The following is an 18,950-nucleotide window of genomic DNA, read 5'->3' on the forward strand; positions in this document are numbered from 1 at the left end:
CCAATCCGAGTGTGTGTCAGAATGGTCCCGTGCTTTCTCAATGTACCAAAAACAAAGACCATAAGAAGCTGGTCTTGCGCCACATTTGGCAGGATGCGTTGGACGAAGCAGAGCACTTGAGACACACCGACATAAATAGAGAGATCTATGCAAGACGGAAAGAAACGATTGAACGAGTCTTTGCCGATCTTAAACAAAAGCATGGACTGCGTTGGACGAACCTGAAGGGGCTCGAAAAAAATTCAATGCAGGCGATGCTTGTTTTTGCTGCTATGAACCTGAAAAAACTGGCGACATGGCACTGGAGGAACACCAAACCGACAGTGCCATCGCCGAAAAACCATACGAAAAATACAAAAACGGCTTTGAGAGTCATATCTCAAAGCCGTTTTGTCTACGGTCTGAGACGACTAATCTTTTATCAGTCGTCTTTTTTACTCTATCTTATTGTTCAGGATTACCGTAAATTTCTTCTAATGGTTCTGTAATAATTTTATTAACGTCTCCAATGATAGTACTTAAGTTTTGTTCTGCTTCCATTAATTTTGAAATTAATTCATGCTGCTGAACAAGTTCAAATTGCTTCTGTGCTTGCTCCGCTTCTTCTTGTGTAATTTGAACACCTTGCATTTGCTTTTGTTGTAGCTCAAGTTGCAATTTACGGAAATTGTCTAACATTCTTTTTGCCACTTCATCCGCATTAATTTGCCCATGTAATGAACGTAAAGTTGCAAACTCTTCACTATCAGCTAATGTTTGCTTTAATTCTTGAGCTTTTTCAATAATTGTAGACATGTTACGTCCTCCTAATAAAAGTATCTCTACGACTATAACAGTCCGTCGAAGAAGCGTCAAATATGATTCCTATCATTTTATCGTACAAAAAATAAAAGGAACCCTTGCAACAAACCGATAAATCCTCCAAGAAATGCACCTAAATATGTAATCATCTTAAATTCACGGCGTGATATTGATAAAACAAGATCTTCGAGACGCTCAACAGAAAAGGCCTCTACCTGTTCCTTCACGATGTCGTCTAAATGAACCTGCTCTAATAATATTTCTAAGCGAGAAGCAATTAAACCAATTAATACAGTGACTGCTCTTGGAATAACTACATCCATAACAGTGGATTCATATTGATTAGACCATTCCTTTATTGGTGATTTCATCCAATGAAAAATCGGAAGATTTTTTTCGATTGCTTGCTGTACATACGAAACAATTTCTTCTTCATTTAAATAAGACTCAAGCTCGTGTAATTCTTTTTGCTTCCACTTATTCCATTCTTGATGAAGTAATCGTTGTATAACTTTTTTGGTCTCATCATCTTGTAAGCCTTTTACAAGCGCAGGTTGGATTTTATCAACTAATCGATCATTGCCAAGAAACATCGAAATCATATTTCCAATTTTTCCTTTTTGTACAAGGAAACGGTCGATCATCACACTAAGCTGATCCTTCCCTTCTGAGCTTTGTAAATACATTTCACCACGTTCAAGTAAATAGTCAGTGACAGTAGGTATGTTCGTTTCAATCTTTTCCATCATTGAGAGCGGCAAAAGCTCGTCCAATTTCTGATATCTATTATTAGCAAAATAACTACGATAACTACCCTCAACTAACTTTCCAACTTGCGTATTGAGCCTTTGAGAAGCTGAGGCTAGTCCCAATTGGTGCTTGAGAAAATGTTCACCTGTTTGTTCACTATTCATGAACTTCTTCGCTTCTTTTTGCAACCAGTTCGTCAATCCATCTGTAAACGTCGTGCTCATGAGACGTTTTGATATACCTTCCGCTGTAATTAAATAATGAACAACCATCTTACCGAGCTGTGAGGCTAACTCATGTCGCCTTTTTGGAATGACTCCAGGAGTAAACGGAACACGAAACCGTCCAATCCATTTCTCTGTATATGGTCGAAACAGCATTTTGATTGCTAATGAATTCGTTAAACCTCCAATAATAGCTCCTATTATCACCATGAATACGATTAATCCAAAAACACCCAAACTAATACTCCACTCCTTCTCTTCAATTCACCAAGTAGGCATGTAACACATAGTATACGATACGTACACTCTCCTATCTAGTACTTGTTTACACTCACCATTAAGACAATTATAGATGTAGGAGGATCATAATGAAACTAATTACTATAACCTCTAACTTATGGGAACAATACCGTTGGCCTTTATTGCTATTTGTTCGTCGTTATGAGAACTGTCACAACTATTCACTTTACCGCCGGTTATTCCATCTTAAAAAGAATGATTTACAAAAGCCTGGAACATGTATTTTAGTTGCGTTTTGGGAAGGACAATTAATAGCTACTGCCGTCATTAATCATTATGGCACCAAACATTCAGAAATTGTTATTTCACCTACATTCGATCGACCCAAAATCCATAAACGACTCATTCATTCTATCATCGACCAGCTTGGTGTCTTTTACACAAAAGTAAAGTACGATGATGAAAGAAAATTTAAAACCGCTCTCGAATCTGGGCTTGTTTGCTTCTCCTACAGTCAAGAACAAGAGACTAATTACCTTTGGCTAGGTGGAGGTCATTGGAATACAAATGACGTCGTCTCATGAATAAGTTTAGGCCTCCTTTCAAAAACTAAAGAGTATCCTATATCATTGAATATTAGAAGGACGTGACATCAATGAAGAAAAAACAAAAGCATTCGTTCATCCCAGATCAAAATGCAAGGGAGCAGGCCTTTCTCGATGTTGACCGCATGATCAATGAAGGTTTAGGTGGTGGCACTGTACACGGTCATGATTCCGGCTTAATTGAAGAAACAAGAGGAAGTCTTGAACAGGAAGACCCTCCAAACTCCACAGATCATTAAGAAAAACCGTAATGCGCTCTTTTCTTAATTGCGTAAAGCGGAACGTGTAACGAGAGAAGTTCTCGCCTCACGTGAATCAACTACGTCCTCCTTGATTAAACTTCTGAAAAAAGAACGTATCATTAGGTTTTACCTAACAGATACGTTCTTTTTTGTTATACTTATAGTAATTAGACAAGCAATAAGGAGACGGCAACATTGAATGAAAAACTAATCAAACAATTCAAGCATGCTATTGTAACAAATAAGACTGAAGAACATGAATCGATTATATGGCTTGAGGATGAAACAAGACAACCTGTTGGCTTTTTAACAGACCAGTTAACAGAAAGTGAACTGCTGCTACTAACGATGCTCTTTCAACCAGTTGTTTCTACTCCAAAACCTCAAGGTTCAAATGAAGAACATTGGGCTCATTTTTTATTGGCAAAAGGTGATCAACCTCGCGATCCTAAAATAATAAGAATGATTCATTTTACACTCGACAAGCGTATAGATGACCTCGATTCATTTCGTGATGTTTGGAATAATATTTTAGATGGACCAGTCATTATCGTATGGACATCATCCACACGTGGACTGATTATCCTTGATACGACAATGGAAGAGGAGCTTCCCGACTTCATTAGTATCAATCAAGCTATCGCTTCTGACTTTTACATCGATATGACATTACTAGTTGGTTCTAGCCACGAAATTGAACACGCTAAAGAGCAATTTCGTTGGGAGTCAGCTTGCTTAGATGCACTTATTAAAGCAAAAGTCATACATCGAGTGTTTTATGAGTATGAAGCGATTCCTTATTTATTACTAGAACCAATCACATTTGAGTTACGTGAACAATTTATTAATCGACTTTTAGATGAAGAACTGCGGTCCGACAAAGACTTCCTAAAGAGCATGAAAGTTTACTTTGAACATAATTTAAACATTTCAGCAGCAGCAAAGGCTCTGCATCTTCATCGCAATAGCTTACAATACCGCATTGATAAATTTACTGAACGAACGAATTTCGACCTTAGGCAATTTACTCACGCCTCCCTACTCTATCTAGCGTTATTACTTTTAGATACTCGTTCATAATCGGCAACATGCACAAAAACGCTTACATTTTTTTGTGCAAGCTTGCTATAGTGTTTTAAAAAGAAAAGGGTTACAATTTCATTAGTTCATTAATAGGAGGCGTTATACATGGCAGATATCGCATTAAAAAATGTATATAAAATTTATGATGGTGATGTAACAGCGGTTACAGATTTCAACCTTGATATTGAAGACAAGGAATTTATCGTATTCGTTGGTCCATCTGGTTGTGGTAAATCAACAACATTACGTATGATTGCAGGACTTGAGGATATTTCTAAAGGGGATTTATACATTGGCGACAAGCGTATGAACGAAGTAGCGCCAAAAGATCGTGATATCGCGATGGTATTCCAAAACTATGCCCTATATCCACATATGAATGTATATGATAACATGGCGTTTGGTCTTAAGCTTCGTAAGTTTAAGAAGGATGAAATTAAACGTCGTGTAACAGATGCAGCTAAAATTCTAGGTCTAGAAGAAATGCTTGATCGTAAGCCTAAAGCAATGTCTGGTGGTCAGCGTCAACGTGTTGCACTTGGACGTGCGATCGTTCGTGACCCACAAGTATTCTTAATGGATGAACCACTTTCTAACTTAGATGCGAAGCTTCGTGTACAAATGCGTGCAGAAATCATCAAGCTTCACAAACGTTTACAAGCAACGACAATCTACGTAACACATGACCAAACGGAAGCTATGACGATGGCAACACGAATCGTTATAATGAAATTAGGGGTTATCCAGCAAGTTGGTACTCCGAAAGATGTATATGATAACCCATCAAACGTATTCGTCGGTGGTTTCATCGGTTCACCATCTATGAACTTCTTACACGGTACATTAGAAGGTGAGTACTTCAAAGTGAATGACATTAACTTAAAAGTACCTGCCGGAAAGCTTTCATTCCTTAAAGAAAAAGGCTATGACGGTAAAGAGTTAATCCTCGGAATTCGTCCAGAAGCTGTACATGATGAGCTCGTATTCTTAGAAGGCTCTCCTGATACAAAGATTCAAGCAAAAATTGATGTTGCAGAGTTAATGGGTGCTGAAACGATCCTTTACTCAACAGTCGGTGGCCAAGACTTAGTAGCTCGTATTGATTCTCGTACAGATATTGCAAGTGGTCAAACGGTAGAGCTTGCATTAGACATGAACAAAGCTCACTTCTTTGATAAAGATTCAGAGGAAGTTATTAAAAAATAATAAAAACAAAAGAAGGTGTGTATCCTCCAAAAGGATCGCACCTTTTTCTACTATAATAATCACCACTCTTGAATGAGTACCAATGAAGCCTTATTACATGTTGGACAAGCCACGATATGGGCACATTTTTCCTCCTTTTGGTCATCCTTAATTCCATTATCTAATTTCTTCATTTCAATCGGTAAATAAGCATCGTATTTCTCACCAAAATCCATCATTCTACCATGATCAACAAGGATGGTATGACAATGCTTACACGTTTCATTTAATTCATTTAAGCCATTACAAACCGGACACATACTCATTTACATCCACATCCCTCACTTTATAACAATCAGCCAGAAAGGGTGCCCTTCTAAAATAAGGACACCCATGCCATTTTGTATTCATTTCATTATTAAGATTGACCACCCATTTGCTGTTCAGCCATTTGTACTAAACGCTTTGTAATCTCTCCCCCAACTGATCCGTTTGAACGAGAAGTTGCATCAGGTCCAAGCTGTACACCAAATTCTGAAGCAATTTCAAATTTCATTTGATCTAATGCTTGTTGTACTCCAGGTACGACAAGTTGGTTTGAACTATTATTATTTGCCATGTTGTCTCACCTCCTTGTGTACCTATAGTTTGATTCTTTTCTTCTCGATTATGTAAATGAATTTCTGATAATTTATGGCAGAATCTTATAGAAAGTATGATTTAATAATCATGATTTTTTATCTATATTTTCCTTTTTTAGAATTGTAAGAAAAATATAAAAATTGTACTATTCACGAATACATTTGTGTGATATATTATATCCTGATATTAATTATATTTATAAAGGAGGACAAACAATATGGCCTTAAATCAAGAACCTGGTCGCGAGCAATGGGCAACAAGATTAGGGTTTATCTTAGCAGCAATGGGGTCAGCCGTTGGATTAGGAAACATTTGGCGTTTTTCATATGTTGCAGGGGAAAATGGAGGAGCTGCCTTTCTTCTCATTTACTTAGTCATGATCCTTCTAATCGGCTTGCCTATTGTTATGGCAGAATTTACAATTGGACGAAAAGCACAAAGTGATGCGGTCGGTTCATTTGAGAAGCTTTCACCAGGAGGAGAACGATTAGCCGCCGGTGAACCTTGGAAAATAGCAGGTATTATGGGAGTCTCCGCTGCTTTTATGATTCTATCGTTTTACGGAGTCATTGCAGGATGGTTATTCTATTACTTGCTTAATTACTTGACAGGTAACCTTTGGACAGCTCCTGAAGGTGGCTATGGTGATTTCTTTGGTACTTTTATTGCAAGCTCAAGTCAACCAATTATATGGCAATTCATTTTTATGATTGTAACAGTCGGAATTGTGTATGTCGGTGTTAAAAAAGGAATTGAACGTGCAAATAAGATCTTAATGCCATTATTAGGTGTTTTATTAATTGTCTTATCAATTTACGGTCTTTCACTCGGTGGTGCTAAAGAAGGATTAGCATTCTTATTTTCACCAGATTGGTCAGCACTTTCTGATCCTTCCATTTACTTAGCTGCTTTAGGGCAGGCTTTCTTCTCACTAAGCTTAGGGATGGGAGCATTAATTACGTATGGTGGTTATCTTTCTAAGAAGGAAAGATTACCTGGTGCAGCAGCAAGCGTTGTTTCGCTCGATACATTGTTTGCTATTATTGCTGGTTTAATGATTTTCCCTGCTGTATTCGCTTTTAATATTAATCCTGCAGAAGGACCAGGTCTTGTCTTTGTTGTCATGCCAGATGTTTTTAATAGCTTTACGTTAGGTGGGGTGTTTGGAATCCTCTTCTTCTTCCTCCTTTCTGCTGCTGCATTGACATCTGGAGTTTCATTATTAGAGGTAGCCGTTGCTTATTTCATTCGTAAGTTTAGCTGGAACCGTAAGAAGGCAACGTTAATCGTTGGATTTATTATTTTCTTAGTTGGTATTCCATCGGCACTTTCACAAGGTGTATTAGCTGGATACGGTTTAGGTGGCCTCGATATTATCGATTCTGTAGACTTTATCGCTTCCAATATCTTTCTACCACTTGGTGGTTTAACTATTGCCATCTTTATGGGCTGGGGATGGAAGAAATCAGATGCATTACGCGACTCTGATTTTGGGGATACTCGACTCGGTCGAACATGGATCTTCTTATTACGATATATTGCACCTATTGCCATCTTGCTTGTATTCCTTGGTTCAGTCGGTGCTTTTAACTAATACCATTTCAAAAAAAATCACCAGATGTGAAAGGAACACGTCTGGTGATTTTTTATATTTTAAGGGATAATTGACAAAGCGCTCGCTCAGTTTATAGGTGCGGCTTGCACTTCCATTTCCTCTTTTATTAATTCTAATAAGAGCGTTAATCCTTTTTCAATCTTTTCCGGAGTCGCATGAGTGAAATTTAACCTCATCGTATTTTTCTTTGGTTCACCAGCATAGAACGGTTCCCCTGGAACATAAGCTACTCCTCTATCAACTGCTTTACTTAATAAATCCGTCATATTCAAACAAGGATCAACCTCAATCCAAATAAACATTCCACCCTTAGGCTTAACAAAGCTCAATCCAGGTACATTCGCTTGCTTTAAAAAGGCGACCATTGCCTCCATACGCGCTTGATACGTATCACTAATCTTCTGAATATGAGCATCCAAATCAAAGTGGCAGCATAATTGATATAGTGCATGCTGAGAAAGTGAATTCGAATGGAGATCATTCGCTTGCTTCGCTTGGGCCATCATCCGAATCACTTGATATGGACCAACAATCCAGCCTGTTCTTAGTGCAGGTACTGCTGTTTTTGAAAAAGTACTCGTATATAATACATGTGTACCATCATCCAATGCCGCAAGAGGTGTATACGTTTCACTTCGATCAAACTGAATTTCACCATACGGATCATCTTCAAACACAACAACTTTATGTTTATGGACAAGATTGACGAGTTGCTTTCGACGTTCAAGTGACCATACACGACCTGCTGGATTTGAAAATGTTGGGACGACATAGACACATTTAGGACGATACTCCTTTAATTTTCTCTCAAGATCTTCTGGAATCATTCCATCATCATCAGAATCAACTGCGACCACGTTCGCTTCATAGGAATGAAATACTTGTAAAGCTGCTAAATAGGTAGGATCTTCTGTTAATACAATATCTCCTGCACTTAACATTATTCTTGCAAATAAATCAATCGCTTGCTGAGAACCAGTCGTAACGAGAACATTATCTGGTGAATAGTTGACAATATCTTTCTTCGCCATCCGATCAATAATCACTTCACGTAACGGACGTAACCCCTCTGTTTCCGCATATTGCATCGACTGCTTTCCTGACTTAAACGTCCGATCAAACGCATCTTTAATACCTTCAATTGGAAACAAATCATCATCAGGTAATCCACCTGCAAACGAGATAATGTCTCCCTTACCAACAACCTTTAAAATATCACGAACAGCTGATGATTGGAGGTGTTTCACTCGATCTGAAAATGCATACTTCATCTAACGCACCTCTATTGTAATAAAATTTTGAATATTATATATATATACTACCTTATTCCGATAGAATGTCAACGTGAGATAAAAGAAGAGAATAGCTCAGAAACTACTCTCTTCAACAAACTCCTTATTTTTTCATCATCGCCGCATATTGCGATTTTACTAATTGGTAATATGCGCCATGATTATTCATTAATTGCTCATGTGTTCCCTCTTCCAAAATTTGACCATGCTCTAATACAACTATTTTATCTGCATCGCGAATCGTCGATAAACGATGAGCAATCATAATCGCCGTTCGACCTGCTAAGAGCTTCTTTAACCCTTCTTGTATTTTCAATTCTGTTTCGGTATCGATACTAGCTGTTGCTTCATCGAGAATAAGAATACGCGGATCTGCAAGTAATGCACGAGCAAAGGATAACAGTTGACGTTCACCAACCGACAGAACACTTCCTTTCTCTTCTACTTCCGTATTATAGCCATCCTCAAGCTTCAGAATAAACTCATGTGCTCCAATTGCACGTGCGGCATTTTTAACTTCCTCATCCGTTGCATTAGGACGCCCAAATCGAATGTTATCCATAATTGTTCCAGCAAAAATAAATGTATCTTGTAAAACGTAGCTAACATGCTTTCGCAAATCATCTAGCTTCAAGTCTCGTAAATCAACTCCATCTAGCAAAACCTTTCCGTTAGTCGGGTCATAGAAACGGCTGATTAAATTGACAATCGTTGATTTACCAGAGCCAGTATGTCCGACAAGTGCAATCGTTTCACCAGCTTCAAATGTTAAGTCTATGCAATGCAATGCTTTTCTCTTCTCATCATATGAGAACTCAACGCCTTCAAACGTAACCTCACCTTTTACATCTGCTAACACTTTTGCTTCTTCTTTTTCAGGTACAGATGGCTTCTCATCTAAAAATTCAAAGATTCGCTCCGATGAGGCCATACCTACTAATAATTGATTGTACACTTGACCTAGGCGGGAGATCGGCTCCCAAAACATTCCTAAATAGAAGGCAAAGGAAACAAATACACCGAGTGTTAATGTACTCGTATCTGATTGAAGCAAATACGCCCCATACCAAATTAAAACAACTGTACCGATAGCACCAGACATCTCTACAATTGGACGGAAAATCGCATTTTTCTTTGTTGCATCTCTCCAGCTTTCATAGTTATCTGTATTCACGCCATCGAAGAATTCCATATTTTCATGTTCTTGTGCATACGCTTGAGTGACACGAATGCCTTGAATACTTTCGTTCAAATGCGAATTTAATTTCGATTGTCGAATCCTAACTTTCTGCCATGAACGTCGTATGTTCTTTCTTAGCTTTGTTGAGATAAAGAACATGATCGGTACGACGATTAAAACCAAAATAGCTAATTCAGGACTTAATGTGAATAAAATAATGACAATCCCTAGTAACATCGCAATGTCCATTATTAAATTGACGACACCATTAGTAAATAAATCTTGCATCGAATTCACATCATTAATAACCCTTACCAAAATAGACCCAGCCGATCGTTGGTCGAAAAAACGGTGTGATAAACGTTGAATGTGATTAAATAATGCTGTACGTATGTCATAGATCATATGTTGCCCAAGCTCATTCATCCAGCGAATACGCAAAATATTAGCAAGCCACGATGCTAAATACATAAATAGGACTGTCAAAGCAATTGTCGTCATAAGCGACATATCACCAGGAGCAATCGCATAATCAATTGACCACCCAATAAAAATCGGAGCAGCTAATCGTACTGCACTTACAACGAGCATCGCTAAGATCGTTTTAGGTAAATAGCTTTTTGCATACGGCTTCATAAAGCCTAGTAAACGGCTCATTTGTTTCCAGTTAAAAGGCTTATCAATAATTTGTTCCACTGTATAATGAAATCGAGACCTTTTCTGCTCTTGTGTACGTTGTACGTCTGTATGTGTTTGACTCATTTTCACTCCTCCTTTCTCTATACTTGCTGCAGGACATATTCCTGATCCTGGTTTTGAATGTCATAAATACGGCGGTATTGGCCTTTTGAGTTTCTCAATAGTTCTTCATGTGTCCCACGTTCAATAACTTCACCTTGATCCAATACGAGTATTTCATCGGCATGCTTTACAGATGAAATACGATGAGCAATCACAAACGTTGTTCTTCCTTTCATCACTTCTTGAAACGCACGTTGTATTTTCGTTTCCGTTTGCATATCAACGGCGCTTGTAGCATCATCAAGAATTAAAATACGTGGATCCATAATAATCGATCGTGCAATAGCAATACGTTGCTTCTGACCACCAGATAATCCTAGACCACGTTCACCTAACACCGTGTCATAGCCATCAGGTAATTCTGCAATAAACTCATGCGCATCAGCACGCTTGGCTGCATCAATGATGTCCGCAATCGACGCATCAGGTCGACCATAGGCAATATTATCACGAATCGTTGATGAGAAAAGAAAGGTTTCTTGTAATACAGCACCAATCTGTTCGCGTAGTTCCTTCAACGTGTAATCATCAATCGAACGACCATCTATCAAAATATCGCCAGATGAACGTTCATAGAAGCGAGTAATCAATTGAATAATACTTGATTTTCCTGAACCCGTTGCACCAACTAATCCAATTGTCTTACCCTTCGTTGCTTCAAAGGAGATGTTCCTTAATGCTTGTTGCTGCTTGGACCCATACGTTAATGAAACGTTGTTAAAAATCACTTCTCCAACAAAATCATCTTTCTTTTGCAAGACAGGTTCCTTCGCATCATCACGACGTACAGACTCATCTAATACCTCGATTAATCGCTCTCCTGACGCTTTTGATTGTGAAAACATATTCACAATAAACCCTAGTTGCATAATCGGACCTATAATAAACCATACTAAGCTAAAGAAGGCGATAAGTTGGCCAACTTGCAAACTACCTTGAATCGTTAAATAACCACCATAAGCTAATAAAATAACAGCAGATACATGTCCTAGAAACTCCATTAAAGGAAAATATCTTCCCCATATTTTAGCAAGGTCAATATGTTTCTTACGGTAATCTTCATTCGATTGAGAAAATCGCGTAATTTCCTCATCTTCCTGTGATAACGCTTTAACCGTATTCATACCACTAACGTTTTCCTGGACTTTTGTGTTTAAACGAGCTAATGATTTTCGAATACCACGAAATCCTGGATGTACTCGCTTATCAAATTTTGCTACACTAATGGCTAAAAATGGGATCGTTATCATTGAGACGAGAGTAAGTGGTACGGAGTAATAGAACATTACTGACATACTAAAACCAATGAGTAATATAATATTTAAGAGTTGAGCACAGCCGAACGATAGGAAGAAGCGAAAGGCTTCGACATCTGCGGTTAATCGAGACATTAAATCGCCTGTCTTGGCATTATCATAATAGCGGAATGGTAAAAACTGAAGCTTTTCATATAACGTATCTCGTAATTTACGTACCGCCTTTATCCCGAATAAATCTCCTAAATATTGATGAACGTATACTGCACCACCTTTTATAATCATCGTTCCCATTATCGTTAAAGCTAAATAAGGAATTAATTCAAATCGACCATTTTCAATTGCTTCATCAATTGTAAATGCTAGAATCATTGGATAAAGAACCGTCATACCCGTTACGACAACGAGTGCAAGTAACGACCAAACGAACAATGATTTAAATGGCCAATAAAACTCTTTCAAACGTTTAAATGTATCCATCTCCATCACCTCATAATATGTACACTCTTAAACTCTATAAATTTATTTAGAGTCTCGAATGATTTTATGAAACTAAACACTATATTAAACCTAATACAAACTAGAAGTCAATAACGTTTTAAAACGTTTTCAAAATTTTATTAAAAAAGCTGTACAGCAATCTTTTCTTAGTTGAGTCGTGCGTGTAGCCGTTACAAAGAAATTATCGTTTGTAAGTAGGTTTCTCCTGTAGCGTATGGAGCCGACGTCACCTGCGAAGCCACGTTACACCTTCCACCATTAGACTTTCAAACGATTTATATAGTATGGATTATCTTAAAAAGATATCCCACTGCTTTACTTATTAGCAGTGGGATTTGGTTCATAAATATTTACGATGTACTTTATGACCATCGAACACAAAGGTGATCGCTTTATCATTTACCTTCGTTTCAATATGAACGGTTCTTCCCCATAATTGGTATATATAAGGAAGCACTTTTTCTAAATACCCAACGTCAAGCTCTGTTCCTTCATAGGAGTGAGTAATATATAATTCACCGTTTTTCATATAATCACCGTTTGTCACAAGTAAATACGGAAAACCACCATTCACTCGAGACAAAACGAGCTGATCGCGAATATGCTCCCACTCTTTATCAACAATTTTATACTCACTTCCTTGCTTTTGGAACAAATACATGTCTTCGTTCATAACGAGATCTTTCGTTAGATAGTTACGAATAAATGAAATATCTGATTCAATCTCACGAACTTCAAAGATCTTATCTCTTCCACTACCCTCTTTAATACCTTGCCTTTCCTTCATATCATCAGTTGGGTGATTAAAACGTTCTTCAATATCCTCAAATATTTTCAACCCTAAATAGTAAGGGTTAATCGTCGTCTTTGATGGCTGAACAACTCCAGCATTTAATTTAGCAAATTCAATCGTTTCTTCGCTCGTTAAATCCATTTCCCTCAAAATACGTGCATGCCAAAATGATGCCCAGCCTTCATTCATAATTTTCGTCTCAAGCTGAGGCCAAAAGTATAGCATTTCTTCACGCATCATCGTTAAGACATCGCGCTGCCAAGGATCTAACTCTCGACTATACTCCTCTATAAATAACAATAAATCCTTTTCAGGCTTAGGTGGAAACTTCTTCTTCTTTTTTTGCTTTTCCTTGTCACCCTTCTGGTCCATATTCCATAAATCATCATACTCTGATTTTTTTCGTTTTACATTGGTGTCATCATCTTCATCTGTCATAGACCAATTTAATTTAGGTCTTACTAGACTAGGATCTATATGTTCTTGAATCGCCAAAACAGCATCTAAGAAACTTTCTACCTCTTCCTTCCCATATTGATGTTCATAATGCGCAATTCGTTCGGCAGTCGCACTCATACTCTCAACCATGTCACGGCGTGTATTCGAAAATCGAACATTGTTTTTAAAGAAGTCACAATGCGCAAGGACATGAGCAACAATGAGCTTATTTTGTATTAATGAATTACTATCTAACAAAAAGGCATAGCATGGGTCAGAATTAATAACAAGCTCATAAATTTTACTTAAGCCAAAATCATATTGTAGCTTCATTTTATGATATTGCTTTCCAAACGACCAATGGCTATACCTTGTTGGCATTCCATATGCACCAAACGTATAAATAATATCAGCCGGACATATTTCATATCTCATTTCATAAAAATCAAGTCCAAATCCATCGGCAATTTCAGTGATTTCTGAAATGGCATATTCCAGCTCTTTCTCTATTAGAGACATTGTATTTCCCTCCCTCGTTTCAACCTCTCTTATTTGTATATGATTGAAGAAGGAAAATCATGTATCCGTATCTAGTTATGAACTCTCTTCGTTCCAAGTGTAGATACAAAGCGAACAAATGCTGAACGACCACTATCATCACGCTTAAACACTCCAGCATGGTGCAATATTTCTAAAAAGACTTGTCCAAGCTCTTGACGTAATAGTTGCTCAAAAGAAGCCTCATTGTCAAAGCCAAATTGATGTTTTATTTTATCTACCCATTTTAAATGCTTTGTAATCTCACCAGTTGCATTAACTGTTTCACCACGTTCTTTAGCACCTATATATGTGACAACTTGTTGCAGTTCATCCTTCAATCGTCCCGGTAATACCGCTAACCCCATCACTTCAATGAGCCCGATATTTTCTTTCTTAATATGATGAACATGCTGGTGAGGATGGAATAAGCCATCAGGATGTTCATCTGTTGTTCGATTGTTTCTTAAAACTAGATCTAATTCAAACTTTCCCCCTCGCATCCGGGAGATTGGAGTAATCGTATTATGTGGTGTACCATCTGTTTGTGCAACTATGTTAGCCTTACGATCCTCATATACACGCCAAGCTTCTAAAATATCATAGGCAACGTTTGCTAACTCTTCCTTATTCGTTGCCTGTAACCGTAGCACAGACATCGGCCATTTCACGATCCCTGCTTGTACTGATGGGAAACGTTCAAAAGAAAACATTTCTTCCATTTCCGCCTTAGCCATTGGAAAATCATGAGCTCCCCCTTGGAAATGATCATGGCTTAATATCGAGCCTCCGACAATAGGCAAATCTGCATTAGAGCCTAAGAAATAATGTGGAAACTGATCAACAAAATCAAGAAGACGTTTAAACGTTAAATGAGTAATTTTCATTGGCTCATGCTTTTCCTTTAAGACAATAGCATGCTCATTATAATAAACATACGGCGAGAATTGAATGTGCCATCTCTCGTCATTTAGCGTAACAGGGATTGTTCGTAAATTTTGCCTTGCCGGATGGTTGATACGACCTTTATAGCCTACGTTTTCTACACAAAGTAAACATTTAGGATAGTTAACACTTTCCAACCCTTTCGCAGCAGCAATCGCCTTAGGGTCCTTTTCCGGTTTGGATAAATTAATTGTAATTTCAAGCTGTCCATAGTCCGTATCAGCATACCAATGCTCATTCTTTGCAATGCGGTCCGTTCGAATATAATGGACATCCTTAGATAACTGATATAAATAACGCGTTGCCGCTTCAGAACTTTCCTTCTTATATTTCCCCAAAAACGTATCAATCACTTCAGAAGGTCGCTTCGTTAACATACCCATTAGTTGTGTATCGAGTAAATCACGATATACAACTGAATTAGATTCGAGTACACCCTCTTTTGCAGACCAATCTAATATACTTGTGAGAATGGTCACTGGTGTATCTAGCTCCTCTTCATCAACCTTTACTTCTTCAACCGTATCTAAAGACAAAACCGCTAACAGTTGGTTACGTGTCCAAATGACGTCCTCTTTCTCTATTAATTTTTTTTTCAATCCGTATTGAACTAATCGTTCAATATCATGATAAATACTCATCGCTCACGCATCCTTTCATAGTCTTAGTATCGGATACTCACCCTCAGTTTACACTAAACGAGAAAGTTAGTAAATTTATTTAATAAAGTTTTTATAAATTCATATCATATTATCTTCATCGATGATTTATGATCCATACAAGCAAACATAAAGTATAGATTCATGACACAACTGTATGAGCTTTCCACTAAGTAAAAAAAGCCTGCAAAGAAACACTCTCTGCAAGCACGCCATGTTAAACAAGTGATTGGACTTTAGCCATCACATCTGCTTTTAACGTTTTTAACGCCTGTTGACTTTCATCCAACGAACTCTTGTTTACACCAAAATAAAATTTCACTTTTGGCTCCGTACCAGAAGGACGAATACAGAACCATGATCCATCCGCAAGTTTATATTTTAATACATTTGACTTAGGCAACGTAATAGCCGCCTTTTCATTTGTCTCTAGTTCCATCACAATACTCGCTTCGTAATCTTCAACTGATACTACCGCATGACCGCCCATCATCTTTGGTGGTTCATGACGGAACTTCGCTAATATATGTTGAATCTTTTCAACTCCGGCTTTCCCTTTAAGTGTTAAAGACTCTAACCCTTCCTGATAGAATCCATATTTAGAGAAAATTTCTAACAACCCATCATATAATGTCATTTGACGTGTTTTATAATAGGTAGCTAACTCTGCTGCAAATAAACAAGCCTGAACAGCATCTTTGTCACGTACAAAATCTCCAATTAGATACCCGTAACTTTCTTCATAACCAAACAAAAATTGATGTTGCCCCGTTTCTTGATACTGTTTAATTTTTTCACCAATAAACTTAAAGCCTGTTAACGTATCAATCGTTGTTAAATTAAAACGATCTGCAATGGCTCGACCAATTTCAGAAGTTACAATGGTTTTTAACACCGCACCATTTTCAGGAAGTATATGCTGATGTTCCTTTTGTGTTAGCAAATAATCAAGCATTAGAGCGCCTGTTTGATTTCCAGTTAAAACAACATATTGATCTTCACTGTTTTTAACAGCCACACCAACACGATCTCCGTCTGGGTCTGTCGCTAATAGTACATCAGCCTGTTCTTTTTCACCTAACTCCATTGCTAGCTTAAATGCCGCATGCTCCTCAGGATTAGGCGAGCTCACCGTTGAAAAGTCAGGATCAGGGAGTTCTTGCTCAGGAACAACTGTAAGGTTCGTAAATCCGTTACTTTCCAACGCACGGCGAACTGGGATGTTGGCAGCCCCATGTAATGGTGTGAAAATAATTTTCACATTTTGGCCTTCTTCTTCAACCATTTCTTTTTGGACTAGAATCGACGCTAACGCTTCGTTGTAAGCTTCATCAATTTCCTCAGAAACTATTTTCAACAGCTGATTACCCTTTAGTTCCATTTCGTCAGCAACAGGAATCTCTAATTCATTTTCAACAGAATTTACGTATTGTACAAGCTCTTCAGCTGGTCCAGGAGGAAGCTGTCCTCCATCGTCTCCATACACTTTAAAGCCATTATATTCAGGAGGGTTATGACTTGCTGTTATCACAACACCACCAGCTGCCTTTAAATATCTCACAGCAAATGAGAGCTCCGGGGTCGGGCGTAATTCATGAAATAAATAGGATTGAATTCCATGGTTTCCTAACGTCAATGCCGTTTCTAATGCAAATTCCTTCGATTTATGTCTAGAATCAAATGCAATCGCTACACCACGTTCTTTTGCTTCCTGTCCTTGATTTTCTATGTAACGAGCCAGTCCCTCTGCCGCTCGACGAATCGTATAAGTATTCATGCGGTTAGTACCTGGGCCAATTTCTCCACGCATGCCGCCTGTTCCAAACTCTAAATTCTTATAAAAGCTGTCTTCAAGAACTTCTTCATTGCCGCTTAACTGTTCAAGTAATTGTTTAAGTTCTTCCTCTAATGCTGAATGCTTTGCCCATTTCTCATATTGTGTTCGCCAATTCATCTTCATTCCCCCTCAACAATTTCATTTCCGTTATCCATCGCTTATTATACCATTATCTTACTGACTACAAATACTTGCACTTAAAAAACTATCTATGTTTTTTATTAGTGTAAGGTACCTCCTAAAATGTCGCAATATACTCACTCATTATATAGAAAAGAGTTACCTCAGTAATACTTCTTTCTGAGGCAACTCTTACAATCATTATGATTTAAATCCATTTGGATGGGCTTGATGCCAGCTCCACGCATGTGAAATGATTTCCTTTAATGCAGGGTACGTTGGCCGCCACCCTAATTCTTCCTTCGCCAATTCAGATGAAGCAATTAAGGTCGCTGGATCACCAGCGCGTCTCGGAGCTACTTGTGCCGGAATGTCATGACCTGTTACATCTCGGCAAGTGTCAATGACTTCTTTCACGGTAAAGCCTGCACCGTTCCCTAAATTATAAATCGCACTTTCATCCTTTTTACGTAATGATTGTACAGCCAAATAATGAGCTTGAGCAAGGTCGAGCACATGAATATAATCACGTACACAGCTTCCATCCTTCGTGTCATAATCCTCACCAAAGATTTGTACATGCTCCCGCTGATTCAGCGCAACCTGTAGCACAATTGGTATAAGATGAGACTCAGGAGTATGATCCTCACCAATTTGACCTTTCGGATCAGCTCCAGCCGCATTAAAATAGCGTAAGCAAACCGATTTTAAACCATATGCTTGATCACACCACTTTAGCATTCGTTCAATTGCTAGCTTCGTTTCTCCATATGGATTTGTCGGGACCGTCGGATCTGATTCTTTTATCGGAATCGAGACAGGTTCTCCGTAAGTTGCCGCAGTTGAAGAGAATACGATTCGAGAAACATCATGCTCCTGCATTTTCTTCACTAGCTTATACGTGCCTAGTACGTTATTCTCATAGTACTTTAATGGATTACCGACACTTTCTCCAACTAATGAATATGCCGCAAAATGAATAACAGAATCAATCGTATGTTTTGAGAAGATGTCATCTAAGATCCGTTCGTCCTCGATTGAGCCCTCATAAAAAGTAGCACCTAATGTCGCTTCCTCGTGTCCTGTTTCTAAACTATCTAGAATCACGACTTCTTCCCCTTGGTCGCGTAAATATAAGACCGTATGACTGCCTATATATCCAGCTCCACCAACAACTAAAATAGCCATAGCACTTTCCCCCCTT

16 protein-coding genes and 1 pseudogene are annotated in these 18,950 nt (G+C 38.2%); 6 read left to right on the forward strand and 11 right to left on the reverse strand.

Translation table 11 applies throughout. The features are described 5' to 3' along the window. Window positions 1-466: pseudogene (locus MW695_RS02840) on the forward strand (transposase); the annotation flags it as partial. Here MW695_RS02840 and MW695_RS02845 read toward each other — a convergent pair. After that, window positions 445-795 (reverse strand): YlbF/YmcA family competence regulator, encoded by a 351-nt coding sequence (locus MW695_RS02845; protein ID WP_247103124.1) that lies wholly within the window; start codon window positions 793-795, stop codon window positions 445-447. The pseudogene MW695_RS02840 and the gene MW695_RS02845 sit on opposite strands and share 22 nt — an antisense overlap. A 77-nt stretch (window positions 796-872) precedes the next feature. After that, a complete protein-coding gene (locus MW695_RS02850; RefSeq protein WP_247103125.1) occupies window positions 873-2,012 on the reverse strand; it encodes a DUF445 domain-containing protein in 1,140 nt (379 codons plus the stop codon). A gap of 131 nt (window positions 2,013-2,143) precedes the next feature. Between MW695_RS02850 and MW695_RS02855 the strand changes: the two genes are divergently transcribed. From MW695_RS02855 to MW695_RS02870, 4 genes are all read left to right on the forward strand, one after another. Beyond that, window positions 2,144-2,599 (forward strand): hypothetical protein, encoded by a 456-nt coding sequence (locus MW695_RS02855; protein WP_247103128.1) that lies wholly within the window; start codon window positions 2,144-2,146, stop codon window positions 2,597-2,599. Between the two features lie 71 nt (window positions 2,600-2,670). Continuing rightward, complete coding sequence (locus MW695_RS02860; protein WP_247103130.1) at window positions 2,671-2,859, forward strand: hypothetical protein; 189 nt, start codon at window positions 2,671-2,673, stop codon at window positions 2,857-2,859. A gap of 198 nt (window positions 2,860-3,057) precedes the next feature. Beyond that, entirely contained in the window at window positions 3,058-3,942 is an 885-nt protein-coding gene (locus tag MW695_RS02865) for a PucR family transcriptional regulator (RefSeq protein ID WP_247103132.1), read from the forward strand. Window positions 3,943-4,050: 108 nt separating this feature from the next. Further along, window positions 4,051-5,151, forward strand: coding sequence for an ABC transporter ATP-binding protein (locus tag MW695_RS02870; RefSeq protein WP_247103147.1), 1,101 nt, complete (start codon window positions 4,051-4,053; stop codon window positions 5,149-5,151). Between the two features lie 59 nt (window positions 5,152-5,210). Here MW695_RS02870 and MW695_RS02875 read toward each other — a convergent pair whose 3' ends face one another. Both MW695_RS02875 and MW695_RS02880 read right to left on the reverse strand, forming a co-directional pair. Next, complete coding sequence (locus MW695_RS02875) at window positions 5,211-5,456, reverse strand: hypothetical protein (protein WP_247103151.1); 246 nt, start codon at window positions 5,454-5,456, stop codon at window positions 5,211-5,213. A gap of 92 nt (window positions 5,457-5,548) precedes the next feature. After that, window positions 5,549-5,749, reverse strand: a complete 201-nt coding sequence (locus tag MW695_RS02880; RefSeq protein ID WP_247103152.1) for an alpha/beta-type small acid-soluble spore protein — start codon at window positions 5,747-5,749, stop codon at window positions 5,549-5,551. A 240-nt stretch (window positions 5,750-5,989) separates the two neighbouring features. On the opposite strand from MW695_RS02880, the gene MW695_RS02885 reads away from it, so the two are divergent. Next, a complete protein-coding gene (locus MW695_RS02885) occupies window positions 5,990-7,366 on the forward strand; it encodes a sodium-dependent transporter (RefSeq protein WP_247103154.1) in 1,377 nt (458 codons plus the stop codon). Between the two features lie 86 nt (window positions 7,367-7,452). Here the strand turns inward: MW695_RS02885 and MW695_RS02890 are convergent, their stop codons facing one another. The 7 genes from MW695_RS02890 to galE all read right to left on the reverse strand — a co-directional run bounded on the left by MW695_RS02890 (window position 7,453) and on the right by galE (window position 18,934). Further along, a complete protein-coding gene (locus MW695_RS02890) occupies window positions 7,453-8,658 on the reverse strand; it encodes an aminotransferase-like domain-containing protein (RefSeq protein WP_247103156.1) in 1,206 nt (401 codons plus the stop codon). 124 nt (window positions 8,659-8,782) lie between these two features. Then, the gene (locus MW695_RS02895; protein WP_247103158.1) at window positions 8,783-10,621 is read right to left on the reverse strand and encodes an ABC transporter ATP-binding protein; all 1,839 of its coding nucleotides are present in this window, start codon (window positions 10,619-10,621) and stop codon (window positions 8,783-8,785) included. A gap of 17 nt (window positions 10,622-10,638) precedes the next feature. Next, on the reverse strand, window positions 10,639-12,396 hold the full coding sequence (locus MW695_RS02900; protein ID WP_247103160.1) for an ABC transporter ATP-binding protein: 1,758 nt from the start codon (window positions 12,394-12,396) through the stop codon (window positions 10,639-10,641). A gap of 361 nt (window positions 12,397-12,757) precedes the next feature. After that, window positions 12,758-14,167 (reverse strand): SpoVR family protein, encoded by a 1,410-nt coding sequence (locus MW695_RS02905; protein ID WP_247103162.1) that lies wholly within the window; start codon window positions 14,165-14,167, stop codon window positions 12,758-12,760. A 71-nt stretch (window positions 14,168-14,238) separates the two neighbouring features. Beyond that, the gene (gene galT, locus MW695_RS02910) at window positions 14,239-15,771 is read right to left on the reverse strand and encodes a UDP-glucose--hexose-1-phosphate uridylyltransferase (protein ID WP_247103163.1); all 1,533 of its coding nucleotides are present in this window, start codon (window positions 15,769-15,771) and stop codon (window positions 14,239-14,241) included. A gap of 235 nt (window positions 15,772-16,006) precedes the next feature. After that, the gene (locus MW695_RS02915; RefSeq protein ID WP_247103169.1) at window positions 16,007-17,743 is read right to left on the reverse strand and encodes a phospho-sugar mutase; all 1,737 of its coding nucleotides are present in this window, start codon (window positions 17,741-17,743) and stop codon (window positions 16,007-16,009) included. A gap of 204 nt (window positions 17,744-17,947) precedes the next feature. Continuing rightward, window positions 17,948-18,934, reverse strand: a complete 987-nt coding sequence (gene galE, locus MW695_RS02920; RefSeq protein WP_247103171.1) for a UDP-glucose 4-epimerase GalE — start codon at window positions 18,932-18,934, stop codon at window positions 17,948-17,950. Window positions 18,935-18,950: the final 16 nt, after the last annotated feature.

The organism is Halalkalibacter sp. APA_J-10(15), from assembly GCF_023017105.1.
Classification (GTDB): Bacteria; Bacillota; Bacilli; order Bacillales; family Bacillaceae_D; genus Halalkalibacter.

What these genes read in the sequence shown, in the direction of transcription:
- MW695_RS02885 (WP_247103154.1), top strand. Translation starts at nt 5,990, where the DNA reads ATGGCCTTAAATCAAGAACCTGGTCGCGAGCAATGGGCAACAAGATTA.
- MW695_RS02855 (WP_247103128.1), top strand. Translation starts at nt 2,144, where the DNA reads ATGAAACTAATTACTATAACCTCTAACTTATGGGAACAATACCGTTGG.
- MW695_RS02890 (WP_247103156.1), bottom strand. Translation starts at nt 8,658, where the DNA reads ATGAAGTATGCATTTTCAGATCGAGTGAAACACCTCCAATCATCAGCT.
- MW695_RS02895 (WP_247103158.1), bottom strand. Translation starts at nt 10,621, where the DNA reads ATGAGTCAAACACATACAGACGTACAACGTACACAAGAGCAGAAAAGG.
- MW695_RS02900 (WP_247103160.1), bottom strand. Translation starts at nt 12,396, where the DNA reads ATGGATACATTTAAACGTTTGAAAGAGTTTTATTGGCCATTTAAATCA.
- MW695_RS02875 (WP_247103151.1), bottom strand. Translation starts at nt 5,456, where the DNA reads ATGAGTATGTGTCCGGTTTGTAATGGCTTAAATGAATTAAATGAAACG.
- MW695_RS02880 (WP_247103152.1), bottom strand. Translation starts at nt 5,749, where the DNA reads ATGGCAAATAATAATAGTTCAAACCAACTTGTCGTACCTGGAGTACAA.
- MW695_RS02860 (WP_247103130.1), top strand. Translation starts at nt 2,671, where the DNA reads ATGAAGAAAAAACAAAAGCATTCGTTCATCCCAGATCAAAATGCAAGG.
- galT (WP_247103163.1), bottom strand. Translation starts at nt 15,771, where the DNA reads ATGAGTATTTATCATGATATTGAACGATTAGTTCAATACGGATTGAAA.
- galE (WP_247103171.1), bottom strand. Translation starts at nt 18,934, where the DNA reads ATGGCTATTTTAGTTGTTGGTGGAGCTGGATATATAGGCAGTCATACG.
- MW695_RS02870 (WP_247103147.1), top strand. Translation starts at nt 4,051, where the DNA reads ATGGCAGATATCGCATTAAAAAATGTATATAAAATTTATGATGGTGAT.
- MW695_RS02905 (WP_247103162.1), bottom strand. Translation starts at nt 14,167, where the DNA reads ATGTCTCTAATAGAGAAAGAGCTGGAATATGCCATTTCAGAAATCACT.
- MW695_RS02845 (WP_247103124.1), bottom strand. Translation starts at nt 795, where the DNA reads ATGTCTACAATTATTGAAAAAGCTCAAGAATTAAAGCAAACATTAGCT.
- MW695_RS02915 (WP_247103169.1), bottom strand. Translation starts at nt 17,743, where the DNA reads ATGAATTGGCGAACACAATATGAGAAATGGGCAAAGCATTCAGCATTA.